Below are 13,593 nucleotides of genomic sequence, written 5' to 3'. Positions count from 1 at the left end.
TAGAGGTGACTTCGAAATGGTGCGCAGTCCTAAAGATCACGATCACGACTTTCCCCACGCCCATCGTCATGGCCATTCGCACGGCGTACGGCGCGAAGACACGCATGGTGCGAAGAGCATGGAGACATTGTCTCGCATCTCCCAGACCAAGCAGGACGAGGAAGTCGCTCGATCACTGCAATATGGGCTTGAAGCTGCTGACTCCGTCATCGACCGCAATATCTCGTTGTTCAGCCGTGGCCACCAGCCGGCGTTCGCGGGCATCAACACCTTCATGAAGGCGCCGTACTGCGAAGACATTCGGAAGATCGGCAACTACGAGGCGGCTTTTGTTGGCGCGCCATTCGACTCGGCGACGACCTACAGGCCCGGCACACGCTTTGGGCCGCAAGCTGTTCGCCGGATATCGGCACTTTACGACGGCTACTGGTTCGATGGCGGCGTCGACATCTATGAAGAACTCGATCTTTGCGATGCGGGGGACATCTTTGTCATTCCGGGCAATATCGAGAAGACGTTCGACCAGGTGACAAAGGCCGTTTCGCACATCTACACGTCGGGCGTTTTCCCAATCATCTGCGGCGGCGATCATAGCTTGGGCTTCCCCAACGTGCGGGGCATTGCTCCGCATATCGACGGCAACGTCGGCATCATTCACATCGACCGGCACATCGATATTCAAGAGAAGGATATGGATGAGCGCATGCACACGACGCCTTGGTTCTGGACGACGAACGAAGGGACGCACGCGTCGCATCGTGACCATAGCCACATGCACGATGTGGGCTTGCCGAACTGCCATCCGAAAAATCTCGTGCAGATCGGCATTGGCGGCTGGTACGGCAATCGCCCGGGAACGGCTGTCGCTAAGCGCCGTGGAACGAGCGTGCTGACGATGCACGACGTGCAGCATTTTGGTCCGAAGAAGGCTGCGGAAATCGCGCTCGAAATGGCATGGGAAGGCTGCAAGGCGGTCTACCTGTCATTCGATATCGACTCGATCGATCCGGGGTTTGCTCCCGGAACCGGTTCGCCCGAGCCCGGCGGTCTCCTGCCGCGCGAAGCATTCGAGATGATCCATACGATTGCAGCGGAAGGCCTATGCGGCATGGAAGTCGTCGAGGTGTCGCCGCCGTACGACGTCAACGACAACACGGCTCAGCTTGCATGCCGCGTCGTGCTCGATGTGCTTGGAACTCTGGTGGCGAACGGGAAGCTCGGCCATCGCAGCAGAGTCATGAAGTAGGAGAGCATTCGATGAGATTTTCACGCGCACAGCACGTTCTAAAAGCCCTCGGCGCAGGCTCGCTCCTGATGTTGGCGGCGGCGCTACCCGCTTCGGCTCACGTCGGGATTGGTGCCGTTCATACGTTCAGTCAGGGTTTTCTGCATCCGATGAGCGGCATTGACCACATCATCGCGATGGTGGCTGTGGGATTCTTTGCGTTCAACATGGGCGGGTCGGCACGGTGGCTTGTGCCTACGGCTTTCGTCGCCGCGATGATGTTTGGTGGTTTGCTCGGCTACGAGGGATGGCCCCTGCCGATGGTCGAACAAGGGATCGGCTTGTCCGTCGTTGCTTTGAGTGCGGCGGTGGCCATCGGCGTTCGGTTGCCGACTGTTGCGGCGATGGCTGTGGTTGGACTGTTCGCGGTTTTCCATGGTCATGCCCACGGGAACGAGGGAGCTGGACTGGGCTTCGCCTTTCTTCCCTATGCTGTCGGGTTCGTTGCCGCGACTTCGCTTCTGCACGTGACGGGAATGGTTTCGGCTCTCTACGTTGATCAGCTGAAACCATCTATGGCGCTGACGCTCAGGAGAGTGTCCGGTGTGATCGGCGGATTGGTGGGCTTGTCACTGCTTTTCGGCGTGATGTCCTGAGGCCGACTTTAAGAATGAGGCAAGTCTCGGCTGAGACTTGCCTCGTTTCGTATTTGGCGGGCACGCGCGTGTCCGGCGTACTATGCCGTCTGAGATTTTAGATACTTCGCGACAGCTGCTCCAATGTGCCGGCCCTGTATCGCGCATGAGCCACTTGCCTTGAGCGGATAAAGAACATTGCCCGCGGCGAAGACGCCGGCGACGTTCGTCAGTCCGTTGCCGTTGACTGCGATACCGCCGGTGAGGCTATCGACTTTGACAGGGCCGGTCGCGACCGCAGCGACTTCAGGGATCCAACCGGCGGTGAATACGACGCCATCACAGGCGATCGTTTCGGTTCCGCGCGGTCCATCGATGACGACGCCTGAAACGCGGTTGTTTCGCGCCTTGATCGCAGCGACGCGCGTGCCAAGGCGCACATCGATGCCCATAGCTCGGGCGAGCCATCCAACAGGACGGAAAGAGCCGATCCGCGGGCGGTCATCCACCATCATGCGCACTTTCAGTCCGGCATGACGTGCGGTCCAAATTGCCGAGAACGATACGTGCTCGGTGCCTACAACGACGATCGATTTCATTGCAGCGGGGAACGGGACCTTCCGCGCGACCATCTGCTGAAGCAACCCTGTGGTCAAAACGCCAGCTTCCGGTCGGTCTCCGGGCACCATTCTGTTGCCTCGGTTTGCCTCGCGGATGCCGGTGGCGAGAATGACGGCGCGGGGCCTGAGTATCCGATATCCGCATTCGGGCCCGGTGATCGAAACAGCGGGACCATTATCGAGGGCGGTCATGGTGGTGCTGCAGAGGATGCGCACGTTTTTGTCTTCGACGGCGCGGACGAGACGCGAGGAAAATTCAGGCCCAAATCGGGGAATTGCCGAATAGCCGATGCCGAAACCGGGATGCGCGCAGAAGCGCGGCAGGCCGCCGGGCGCGTCGTCGCGATCGATGACGAGGATGTCGTTCACGCCGCGTTTTATCAGTTCGGCGGCCGCGGCCAGACCTGCGGGTCCAGCTCCGACGATGAGTACCGCTGGATCACGCATCGCGTTTGACCTTGGCTTCGTCGAACATGACCTGTACGCGCGCGCCGCAATAGAATCCCTGGCAACGGCCAAACATTGCGCGCGTACGTCGCTTTAGAGCTTTGATCGATGCCGGTGGGACCGGTGAGTTGAGTGCGTCCCGTACTTCTCCGACGCTGATCCGTTCGCAATGGCAGAGCATATCCGCATACGCCGGATCGGTTGCGATCTTCTCCGGATCGGCCCACGGCCGAATGCTGGTCTCCGACAGATCCGGAACGCGTACGCCGCGCACGGTCTTGGTTGGCTGCTTATCGAAAACTTTCGGGAACACGAGAGACATCACATATTCGGCGATACCCAAGGCGCCTGAAAATCCTGTCGAGCGAATTCCTGCAACCGTCAGCCAGCGCTCACCGAACCGCGGGATGATTTGATAATCGCTGTGGTTCGTCGCAGGCCGCATGCCGGCATAGATCGTATTCACCGGCATGTCGCGCAGGGCGGGAACCATGTCGTCGATTGCTTGCCGTAACGCTCGGAGCCCCACTTCGGTGACTCCGCGGTCGTCGCGATCCTCGACCTCTTCCGCTGTCGGACCGACGAGTACGTTGCCGAATATCGTCGGCGATATCAGAATGCCGCGCGATGCCGGAGTCGGTGTCGGATACGCGATGATGTCGTGGATCGCGCGCGCCGGCTTGTCGAGCAGAATGTACTGACCGCGCCGCGGCCGCATCACGAAATCGGAATGGCCAACGAGGCCCTCGACTATATCTGCGCGGATGCCGCCTGCATTGATGACAAGACCTGCTTCGAGAACGTCGCCTCGGTCATTACGCAACCGCCAGCCATGAGCGTTTCGTTCGGCGCGCGAGACGCGCCACGGCCGCAAGAACGTTACGCCGTTGGTGACAGCCTCAAGAACATAGGCGTAAGGCGTCGAGAATGGATCGGCGATGATTTCATCCGGCATCCATTGCGCGCAAAGAACGCCAGGGCGGAACTGTGGCCAACGCCTCGCCACTTCATCGCCTTCGAGCAAGTGGACGTTGTGAAACCCTTCGCCGTGGGCCTCCTCGACAAGCTTCTCGACGGTCGCGCGCTGCTCGTCTGTCCAGGCCAGCATGATGGCGCCGGTCTTGCGCATCGGCAGGCCAAGTTGCGGCGCTTCCGTCATATAGCGTTGGTATCCGCGCACGACGAGATCGCGCTCGAGCGAGCCGGCAGGCGTGTCATGCCCCTCGGTCATCAGCGCGGAGTTGCCCTTGCTCGACTCATCGCCAAGATCGGTGTTGGCTTCGAGGAGAACGACTTTCAAATCGTAGCGGGATAGATCGCGGGCGATCGCCGAACCGACGACTCCCGCGCCAATGACCGCGATATCGAACTGTACACTCATGAAAATAGTCTCAGCATGCGGTCGAGGCAGTGCTTCGTGTACGCGACCATGTCGCCCTGCGGTCCGCCGTGACGGAGTTGGGCAAGGCACCACAGGGCCTCGCGTACGACGAGAGCTACGCGCTGCTGTTCGAGCACGTCGGCGCGATGAGGCCCGTACGCGGCAAGCAGCCTCTGTGTTGCGGACGGCGTAAGATCGCCATTGGCGATGACCGATGCGAGATCGATTTCGGGGACACCGCGCCCGGAATATTCCCAGTCGATCAGCATCAAACCGTTTGTGGTCCGCATCAAGTTTTCTGGGATGATGTCGGTGTGAACGAGGCTATCGCCATCGACATTTGGCTCACCCAACCGTCGGATGATCGTCTCACGCGGTATGGGCAGCTCGTCGTCTGGCGTCGTTTCGAGATAGCTACGGCAGATCGCAACGCCGCAGCGTGCCGTGATCGCACGAGGCGCGGGCCGTGAATGAAGGCGGCGAAGAACTGCGGCGATCGCGTCAATCGTTTCGCCGTCATGCATATCGGCAGCGCACAAGGTGGCGCCATCGACGAAGGTGGTGATCAGGATGCCGTTGTCGGCGTAATGAACGTCCGGCGAGACGCCTAAGTCGGCCGCGACTTTCGCACATGCCTGCTCGTTCGAGCGCGACACGTCGTGATGCGGCAAGTCAATTCCCATGCGGCCGAAATAGCGGTCATCGCCGTGGCGGATGATGAAATTTCGGTTGGTTCGGCCTTTCTCCAAAGGCACCAGGGTCGGCGTGCTGCGCCAGATCGGCAGCGCAGCGAGGGTTTCCTCCTCTGTCATCCTTTGACCGCTCCGAATGTCAGCCCGCGCGCCATGTAGCGCGATAGCGAGAACGTCAAAGCGAAGACCGGAATCAGGACAACGACGCCGAGCGCAAGTGCTGGTCCCCAGAGGATTCCGCGATGTGTCAGTGCCAAGCCGACGATTGGCGGCAGCGGCCGCAAGTCGCCACCGACGAGTGTATTGGCGATCATGAATTCGTTCCAACTGAAGATGAATACGAACACAGCGCAGCAAATCAGGCCCGGGACAGACAACGGAAGGATGGCGCGCCAAAGCACGCCAAACGGGCGGCAACCATCGACCGTCGCGGCCTCGTCAATCTCGCGCGGGATTTCCTCAACGAAAGATTTGAGAACGAGAATGGCGAAAGGCAGTTGGAACGCTGTGTTGAGGAGGATGAGCACCGTCAGCGTATTGTAGAGCCCGACCTGTCGCATCAAGATAAACAGCGGGACGACCGCTGCGATCGGGGGGATCATCTTGAGACTCAGGATCTCAAATGTGATCGCGTCTTTGCCTTTAATCGGAAATCGCGCAAGCCCATAGGCTGCAGGCAAAGCCAACAGAAGCGTGAGGGCCGTCGTTGCCACGCTGACGATGACGCTGTTCACCAGATGCCGTTCGACATTCCAATTGTCGAAAATGAAATGCCAATGCTCGAGCGTCGGCGTGAAAAACCATACGGGGTTTGGAGACAGGAGATCCGCTTGCGCCTTGAAGGCGCCGAGGATCATCCACGCCAGGGGGAACAGGAACAGCGCCACGATCATGATGTTCGCGACGAGATGCGCGGCTTCGAGCCAGCTCTTGCGACGGCTTTTATCCATTGGCCAGCACTCGCTTGAATGTGAATGCGCTGAACGCCGTGACCATCAGCAACACAAGGAACGACATCGCCGATGCCAGAGCCACGTTGAGGTTCACCAGTCCCTCGCGCTGAATGAGGAGCGTGATGAGATCCGTCGCGCGCGCGGGGCCGCCCTTCGTCAGAACGAAGACAGTGTCAAATGTCGCGATCGCAAACATCACGCGGAATGCCAGCGCCACCGCAATGATCCGGGACATTAGTGGCAGCGTGATGTGGATCAGCAAGTCGAATGACCGTGATCCGTCAACTTCAGCCGCTTCGAAGACCTCCTCCGGCAAACCCTCGAGCCCAGCGAGCAGAATCAGAAACATGAAAGGCGTCCATTGCCAGACGTCCATGATGATCACTGACACCATCGAAAGAATGGGATCCGCGAGCCAGAGAAGCGTACCGAAGCCCAACTGTTGGCCGATATAGGGGACGATTCCGAAGTCACTGTTGAGCATCAGCTTCCAGACCAGGCCGACGCTGACCGGCGTCGCCATCAACGGCAGCATGAGCAGAGCGCGCAGGATCGGATGCGTATGCCGCATCGATTTAAAGGACAGCGCGAGAGCGAAACCGATCAGGAATTCGAGCGAGATTGCAGCGACAAGAAAAATCAAAGTCAAAGCGAGCGAACTGCCGAACGCGCTGTTCGTCAGCACGCCTGCATATGTATCGAGCCCGACAAAACGCGTGATTGGGCTCGTCAGCCGCATGTTCGTTAGACTCGCATAGAGCGAGTACAACATCGGATAAATCAGGATGACGGTTAGAAACACACCAGCGGGGAGAAAAAACCAAAGGCCCTGACGAGCCGCCCGCGCATTAGGCCCCTTCATGCTTTTTCCTTCGATCGCGATAGAATTTTCACGCCGCTCTCCATGAGTGCCGAGGGGATTTCGGCGCGCGAGCAGCCGCACACCAGTTGATCGACCGCATACATCGCGACGCCGATGACTCGTTTGACGGACATGAGCTTTGCCTTGGTCGCTACTGCCGCAACGCGTTTCGATTGAGACGCCATTCTTCGGGCAAGAGCGGCATCCTCCGCATTCAGGAATGTCAGTCCCTGTTCGGGATGCAGGCCATCGGGCGAAATGATTGCGAGATCGGCGTTGATCTGGGCAGCCATGGCTTCAGCAAAAGGACCGGACGTCGCCAACGAGGTCTGACGCACAAATCCGCCGAGCAAACACGCAGTGATCGAGCGGCTCTCAGAGAGCTTGGCGGCGACGTTGACGGCCGGTGTCGCGACGAACAACTCTATCCCGCTCTCGACGATCAGTTTCGCAATCGCCATCACGGTCGAGCCGTCGTTCATGAACAACGTGCTTCCGGGCGTGAGCAGGGGAAGGATCGCTTCCGCGATTGCTTGCTTCTCTCCGGCGTCGATGGATTCGCGCTGCGCGAAATTTTGTTCGGCTTCGCGGAGAAGCGGTGCGACCGCGCCGCCGTGGCTCCGCTCAAGTTCATCATTGTCAGCAAGAGCTGCGAGATCTCGCCGAATTGTTGCAGGCGAGGCATTCAAAAGCGCGCACAGTTCTTCCACCGTCGCAGATTGCTGCGTGCGGAGGATGCGCCGGATTTCGGCCCGGCGCACGCCGGGGGCTCGCTTCGATTTTTGCATTGCCGCATTATAATCGATCAGGTGCGCACAAAACAATCACTATCAATCATATCATTTGCGTTTTGTGATCATTTCCTTTTACTGTCACGAAAGTGCAGGCCTGAAAAGGGGTGATGGGATGAGCTCTAGGAATTTGGCGAAGCATGCTGGCGCGGTGCTGTTGGGAAGCTCGGTGCTGGCTGCAGCTCTTGGCGGAACGCTTTCTGTCGCGAAAGCGGAAGAGCTCAGGATCATTGCCACTGGCGAGCCCTACGGTCTCGGCCTCAAGGCGGCTGCGAAGGTTTTCGAAACCAAGACCGGTATCAAAGTCACCGTCGACCAGTTCCCTTACTCGGATGCCTACAACAAAGAAGTTTTGCTCGGTACCGCTGGGTCCGACGAATACGACATGATGGTGTTGGACTGCATCTGGCTGCCAATTTTCGTGAAGAACAAGTGGGTTCAGCCGTTCGAGCCCCTCGAGGAGAAAGCCAAAGAGAAAGTCGAGTGGAACGCTTTCTTGCCGGGCATTGCGGATGCCTACGACGTCATTGACGGCAAGCGTTGGGCTGCGCCCGTCGATTTCTTCATTGAAGTGATGGGATACCGCACCGATCTTTTCGAGAAGGCCGGCCTGAAGGAGCCGCCGAAGACGTGGGATGAATTCAAGTCCTATGCAGAGAAGCTGAACGATCCCACCAACAACGTCTACGGCGTCGTGAGCATGCCGGGCGAGCAGGATGGCGGGTATTCCGAATGGACCGTTCGTCTCGCAAGTCTTCCGATGCCGCCGAATTCCACTCAGTTCGTCTGGGACAAGAATTTCAAGCCGATGCTGGAGAACGACGGCAACGGCAAGAAGGCGCTGGATCGCTATCTCGAAATCAGGCCTTTCACTGCGCCTGGCGCCAACGAGATGGGCTACGCCGAAGCCACCAATGCGTACATGCAGGGCAACGCTGCAATGTACATCAACTGGTTCGGATTCTTCCCCGATATCGAAAATCCAGAAACCAGCAAGGTTCTCGGCAAGGTCGCCTATGCGCTGCCTCCGCGTGAGACTCTCGACGGAAAGCGGACCGATTATATCGGCGGCTACCAGATCGCCATTGCAGCCAATGCGCCGAAGCCGGACGCTTCCTATCAGTTCATCGCGTTCGTCACGAGTGCCGAAGGCCAAGACATCATGCTTGAGGCCGGTGCCTCAGGGGCCTATCGCGCCGACATCTACAACACGGATAAATGGCTGAAGAAATTTCCGTTCCTGAAACCGGTCAAAGATACCGAAGTGCTTGTGCCGCTGACGTCTGGTCTTGCTGAGTATGTGGAGATGCAGCGGACCGTTTACGACCAAGTGTTTGCTGCTTGGGTCGGAAAATCCTCGTCCGGCGAAGCCATCACCACGGCCAACAAAAATCTCGACGAGCTGATGAAGTCGCTCGGTTATCAGAAGTAATGAAAGGGCCGGCTTCATGCCGGCCCACTCCACCATCAGTGAGACTTTAATGGCCGACGTTTCTCTACGCCGCGTATCCAAAAGCTTTGGTGCGACGGATGTTATTCCAGAGCTGGATCTTGTGATTCGCAGCGGCGAATTCACTGTCCTTCTCGGTCCCTCCGGTTGCGGCAAGACCACGCTGTTGCGCATGGTCGCCGGACTGGAGGATCCAAGTCACGGCGAAATTTTCATCGGTGATCGCGCGGTGACGAGCTTGCGTCCCAGCGAGCGCGACATCGCGATGGTCTTCCAGAGCTATGCTCTTTACCCGCATTTGACGGTCGGGGAAAATTTGGCCTTTCCTCTGCGGGTCAAAGGAATGCCCAAGGTCGAGCGCGAGCGGCAGGTGGCGCGGGTAAGCGGTTTGCTCGGGCTCGCGGACCTCCTCGATCGCAAGCCCAGGCAACTCTCCGGCGGACAGCGCCAGCGTGTGGCGCTTGGCCGGGCGATGGTGCGAGAGCCGGACGTCTTCCTGTTCGATGAGCCGCTGTCGAACCTCGACGCGAGCATGCGCGAGGAAATGCGGTCCGAGCTGATCCGTTTCCACGAACAGCAGAAGAAGACTGTGATCTATGTGACCCATGATCAGGTCGAGGCCATGACGATGGCCCAGCGCATCGTCATTATGCGCAAAGGCGTGATCCAGCAGATCGGCACGGCGCGCGAAGTTTATAAGACGCCTGCCAACACCTTTGTCGCCCGTTTCATCGGCAGTCCGGGCATGAATCTCCTGGACCTGAAACGTGACGGCGCGGGCATAACCGTTGGCGGTGCGCTGGCAGACGTCAGCGCCGGCTGCGTGTTGCCGACTAGTCCCAAATTCGTTCTTGGCTGCCGTCCGGAGGATATCCGACTGGAAGCCTCGGATGGTGAGGGCATTCGCTTTCCGGCGACCGTTGTCGCCCTGCAGCCGCTCGGCGCATCGCTTCTTGTCGATTTGGAAACGGTCGGAGGAAAGGTCCGCTTGGTCGCTGTCACGGCTTGGCGGGAGCCGATGCCGGAGCCGGGGAGCGTCATCTCGCTGTTCGCGCCTGCTTCCAGCATATCCATGTTCGATGCTGAGGCCGGTGCGCGGATGAGTGGGCAGAGGCCAGTGTGATTTAGGGTTGCTGGAAGTCTCGGCAGGTAGGAGAAACATAACGGGCTTTCGGCCCGTTTTTTTTTTACAACGAATATCTGCCGATAGACGCGACCGGGGGGCGCCACGCGTTCGGCTGCTCCTGGAATGTTCGGGCCTCTGGCGGAAGGGGTGGGATTCGAACCCACGGTGGACTTGCGCCCACGCCGGTTTTCAAGACCGGTGCCTTAAACCACTCGGCCACCCTTCCAAAGAAACATGCGAGATCAATGACGTCCGATTTGCATGCCGAACCAATAGTGATCGCCGGCGCCCTAAGGGTCCGGCGTTTTGGCCGAATGCGACCGTTTACTTGCTAACGAGTTCGCCGACAAGGCTTTGCGAGCGGTCAGCGGCGTCTTGCTGCATTTTAAAGATTCCGGAGCAGGCAGTGACGGGGGTTCACGCTGGGAGCAGCCAAGCGCTAGGCCCGCGGCCGTTACGACGCGCGTGTGAACTGCCCTATCGGGGCCTCATCTATTTCTTTCGGGGATCGTCTTTCGGATTGATGTAGGTCAGGTCGAACGGGCCGATGGCCGCGACCTGAAGGATCGTTTCCTGGTCTTCAGACCACACATAGTGGGCATGGTTGGCAGGCAGGAGGAGCAAGGCCCCGGCCTCGAGTACCTTCCCTTTCGACTTGTCGACCTTCTCACCCATGCCGCTGCCCATGGCGCCGGTGATGATCGAAACAGATTCGAAAACTGGATGGGTGTGAGGCGCGATGACCGAATGGGGCGGAAGCTTGACCCGTAGGATGAACAATCCGGGCTTCGACGGATCGCCGTAAAGAACCACGGTTCGGATGCCTTTCGGAAACGCTGCGTTGTCTTCAAACTTCACGTCGGCGGGGGTCAATTCCTTTGCATGATGCGTGGCCTCCTCCGCGAACGCAGAACTTGTAAACGCGATCAACGCGGCGGCCATCAGAGCTTTTGATATCATTCGTTCACTCCATTGCTGGCGGGATTTTCGTCAGAGGCGTTATGAAGCCTGCCGTAATCACGGGGGGGAATGCTCAGCGTTCGCCAGGAAAGTACGAAGCGCCCTGCCGGCGCGACAGGGCGGTTCACACGAGGATCGTTGGGCAAATTTCCTGGCCATCGGCTGTGCCTCTTCACAGCTTTGGCGGCGCCTTCTAGCTTGGCGGCAGTGAGGTGGCGTCATGGATCTTAAGTGGCTCTTGGTTCGACGGATCACGCTGGTGGCGCTCGCGTGCTTCCTCGCCGGGTCGGCATTCGTCCTTTACGAGACCGCGCGAGCGGCAAGGCAGCAGAACACGGAGCTTGCTGAACTCGTCGCTCGCCAACTCGAGCTACAGCTATCGCGCATTGATAGGTCGACGGACATTGCGAAGCGGTTTCCGGATTGGGACATCATCACCACGTACTCGTTGCGGCCGGGCCAATGCGTCGAATTGCGAGGTGACGATGGGACGACACAGCGTTCGAGCTGTGGCGGCATGAACACCGCATCCATCAGGACACCAGCGTGGTTCTTCGAGGCCTACCGGTTATTCATCAGCCCGAGTCTGGATGCTGTCAGGCCGATTTCCTATCGAGGCGCATCGCATGGCACGGTGGCCGCGTCTCTCGACCCTGCCGCAACAGCCGGGCAAGCGTGGGCTACGATCGCGCCGCTTCTGCTTTTATCGGCTGTGCTGATCGCAACGCTGTGTCTTGTCACATATCTCGTCGTCGCTCGAGCGCTTCTGCCAGCAAAGGAAATCCTTTCAGGGTTGAATCGTTTAGCAACCGGGGACCTTGCGTGCCGCTTGCCGGCGTTCCGTTTGGCCGAGTTCAATCGTATCAGCGAAGTCTTCAATGCGTTGACGGACGAACTCGGCAAAGTGACATCAGAGCGGGCCGAGCTTGCGCGTCGGCTTGTGGACAGCCAAGAGCAGGAGCGACGCCATATCGCGCGCGAGCTTCACGATGAGATTGGCCAGAAGCTTGCCGCGCTCAACGCTCTTGCTGCATCCATTCGTACCGGCGCGCAACGCGATGCACCGGGACTTGTCGGCGAGGCGAGGCAGCTCGAAGACATGGCTTCCGGCTCAATGAGATCGTTGCGCCGGACACTCACTTACCTCAGACCACAGGAGATAGACGACCTGGGTTTGATACAAAGCCTCAAAGAGCTGATCGATCAGCACAACAAGATCGCCCACGGAGTCACGAGATTTTCGTTCGAAACGACTGGCGATGTTGAGCAGCTACGCGCCGAGACCAGCGCTCACGTCTACCGGATCATTCAGGAAGCCCTGACCAACGCGTCGAAGCATGCCAATGCGCGCAATGTAACGGTGCTGTTAAACCAGCTTGCCGATGCGGAGCAGGAACGCGTCAGGCTTTCGGTCGTCGATGACGGAGCGGGTTCGCCGAGCGACGACAGAGTCTCGCTTGCGACGGGATGGGGCCTGATCGGCATGCGCGAACGCGTGGTGGCTCTCAGTGGAAAGTTTGCCGCTGGACCACTTCCCAGCGGCGGCTTCGGGCTGCACGTAGAATTCCCGACCGCGCAGAGGGAAGCCTGAGACATGGTCATCCGAGTCCTTCTGGTCGATGATCATGCCGTTGTCCGCGAGGGCTATCGGAGGCTGATCGAGAAGCATCAAGGCATCGAGATCATCGCCGAAGCGTATGACGCCGCATCGGGCTATGAGGCGTTCAAGAAAAGCAGTCCGGACGTCGCCGTCATCGATATTTCAATGCCCGGGCGGGGAGGGATCGATCTCGTTCGGCAGATACGGCAATTGGATTCCGCTGCTCGCGTGCTGATTTTCACGATGCATGCCAGCGCGAGCTATGCGCAGCAGGCCTTTCGCGCCGGGGCGCGAGGATACGTTACAAAAAGCAGTCCGCCAGACGTATTGGTGAGCGCAATCCGCGAAGTCTTCGCTGGACGCCCGGCACTTTGCGCTGAGATCAATCAAGCCATCGCCAAAAACACGCTCTGCGAGGAAGTGTCCGTTGTGGATCAGCTTTCGCCGCGGGAATTCGAAATCCTTCGTATGATCTTGGACGCCAAATCGGCCGACGAAATTGCGGCGGCCTTCAACCTCAGTCCGAAGACCGTCGCGAACTACCACTACCAAATCAAATCCAAGCTCGGCGTTCGGTCCGACATTGAGCTCGTCTATCTCTGCATGCGACGGGGTCTGGTTGCTTCCCTCGCAGAGCCTGGGGGCGTTTAGGTTGGGTGTTGGCGAGCCGCACCGTGAAGATGGATTGAAAGAGTGTTGGCGTTTGAGACGTAGAGGAGAACATTTTTAGACATTACCCAAACTATTATGCTTGTTTGCGATGAACCTACAGCTCTCGCCATTCACAAAATTCCTCATCTCCGAAATGGGCGGTCATCGTAATTTGACCCGGGAGATGGCATGTTGGATAT

Annotated in this window: 13 protein-coding genes and 1 tRNA gene; 6 read left to right on the top strand and 8 right to left on the bottom strand. The window is 58.8% G+C overall.

The genetic code is table 11. The annotated features are described in order from the left end of the window. Window positions 1-16 precede the first annotated feature (16 nt). Complete coding sequence (locus G359_RS11465; protein ID WP_371199051.1) at window positions 17-1,246, top strand: agmatinase family protein; 1,230 nt, start codon at window positions 17-19, stop codon at window positions 1,244-1,246. A gap of 11 nt (window positions 1,247-1,257) precedes the next feature. After that, window positions 1,258-1,881 (top strand): HupE/UreJ family protein, encoded by a 624-nt coding sequence (locus G359_RS11460; protein WP_045836244.1) that lies wholly within the window; start codon window positions 1,258-1,260, stop codon window positions 1,879-1,881. An 80-nt stretch (window positions 1,882-1,961) separates the two neighbouring features. On the opposite strand, the gene G359_RS11455 is transcribed toward G359_RS11460, so the two are convergent. Genes G359_RS11455 through G359_RS11430 form a run of 6 tightly spaced genes read right to left on the bottom strand, consistent with a single transcriptional unit; the run spans window position 1,962 to window position 7,603 of the window. Continuing rightward, window positions 1,962-2,927 carry an NAD(P)/FAD-dependent oxidoreductase gene (locus G359_RS11455; protein WP_052699324.1) on the bottom strand — a complete coding sequence of 322 codons (966 nt, stop codon included), beginning with the start codon at window positions 2,925-2,927 and terminating at the stop codon, window positions 1,962-1,964. After that, window positions 2,920-4,308 carry an NAD(P)/FAD-dependent oxidoreductase gene (locus G359_RS11450; RefSeq protein ID WP_045836243.1) on the bottom strand — a complete coding sequence of 463 codons (1,389 nt, stop codon included), beginning with the start codon at window positions 4,306-4,308 and terminating at the stop codon, window positions 2,920-2,922. The genes G359_RS11455 and G359_RS11450 overlap by 8 nt, the downstream gene beginning before the upstream one ends. After that, window positions 4,305-5,120, bottom strand: coding sequence for a choline/ethanolamine kinase family protein (locus G359_RS11445; protein ID WP_045836242.1), 816 nt, complete (start codon window positions 5,118-5,120; stop codon window positions 4,305-4,307). The genes G359_RS11450 and G359_RS11445 overlap by 4 nt, the downstream gene beginning before the upstream one ends. Continuing rightward, a complete protein-coding gene (locus G359_RS11440) occupies window positions 5,117-5,950 on the bottom strand; it encodes a carbohydrate ABC transporter permease (protein ID WP_045836241.1) in 834 nt (277 codons plus the stop codon). Before G359_RS11440 ends, G359_RS11445 begins: the two co-directional genes overlap by 4 nt. Continuing rightward, window positions 5,943-6,815, bottom strand: coding sequence for a carbohydrate ABC transporter permease (locus G359_RS11435; RefSeq protein WP_045836240.1), 873 nt, complete (start codon window positions 6,813-6,815; stop codon window positions 5,943-5,945). The genes G359_RS11440 and G359_RS11435 overlap by 8 nt, the downstream gene beginning before the upstream one ends. After that, a complete protein-coding gene (locus G359_RS11430; RefSeq protein ID WP_045836239.1) occupies window positions 6,812-7,603 on the bottom strand; it encodes a DeoR/GlpR family DNA-binding transcription regulator in 792 nt (263 codons plus the stop codon). The genes G359_RS11435 and G359_RS11430 overlap by 4 nt, the downstream gene beginning before the upstream one ends. 118 nt (window positions 7,604-7,721) lie before the next feature. On the opposite strand from G359_RS11430, the gene G359_RS11425 reads away from it, so the two are divergent. Together G359_RS11425 and G359_RS11420 are read left to right on the top strand one after the other, a co-directional pair. Then, a complete protein-coding gene (locus G359_RS11425) occupies window positions 7,722-9,038 on the top strand; it encodes an ABC transporter substrate-binding protein (protein WP_156150741.1) in 1,317 nt (438 codons plus the stop codon). A gap of 49 nt (window positions 9,039-9,087) precedes the next feature. After that, a complete protein-coding gene (locus G359_RS11420) occupies window positions 9,088-10,179 on the top strand; it encodes an ABC transporter ATP-binding protein (protein ID WP_045836237.1) in 1,092 nt (363 codons plus the stop codon). Between the two features lie 139 nt (window positions 10,180-10,318). On the opposite strand, the gene G359_RS11415 is transcribed toward G359_RS11420, so the two are convergent. Together G359_RS11415 and G359_RS11410 are read right to left on the bottom strand one after the other, a co-directional pair. Then, a tRNA-Ser gene (locus G359_RS11415) sits at window positions 10,319-10,408 on the bottom strand. A 266-nt stretch (window positions 10,409-10,674) separates the two neighbouring features. Continuing rightward, the gene (locus G359_RS11410; RefSeq protein ID WP_045836236.1) at window positions 10,675-11,142 is read right to left on the bottom strand and encodes a cupin domain-containing protein; all 468 of its coding nucleotides are present in this window, start codon (window positions 11,140-11,142) and stop codon (window positions 10,675-10,677) included. 220 nt (window positions 11,143-11,362) lie between these two features. On the opposite strand from G359_RS11410, the gene G359_RS11405 reads away from it, so the two are divergent. Together G359_RS11405 and G359_RS11400 are read left to right on the top strand one after the other, a co-directional pair. Next, window positions 11,363-12,733 (top strand): sensor histidine kinase, encoded by a 1,371-nt coding sequence (locus G359_RS11405; RefSeq protein ID WP_045836235.1) that lies wholly within the window; start codon window positions 11,363-11,365, stop codon window positions 12,731-12,733. Window positions 12,734-12,736: 3 nt separating this feature from the next. Continuing rightward, window positions 12,737-13,393 carry a response regulator gene (locus G359_RS11400; RefSeq protein ID WP_045836234.1) on the top strand — a complete coding sequence of 219 codons (657 nt, stop codon included), beginning with the start codon at window positions 12,737-12,739 and terminating at the stop codon, window positions 13,391-13,393. Window positions 13,394-13,593: the final 200 nt, after the last annotated feature.

The organism is Hyphomicrobium sp. 99 (genome assembly GCF_000384335.2).
Lineage (GTDB): Bacteria > Pseudomonadota > Alphaproteobacteria > Rhizobiales > Hyphomicrobiaceae > Hyphomicrobium_B.
Note: the sequence above shows the minus strand (reverse complement) of the source record. Positions and strands in the feature narration are given on the sequence as shown.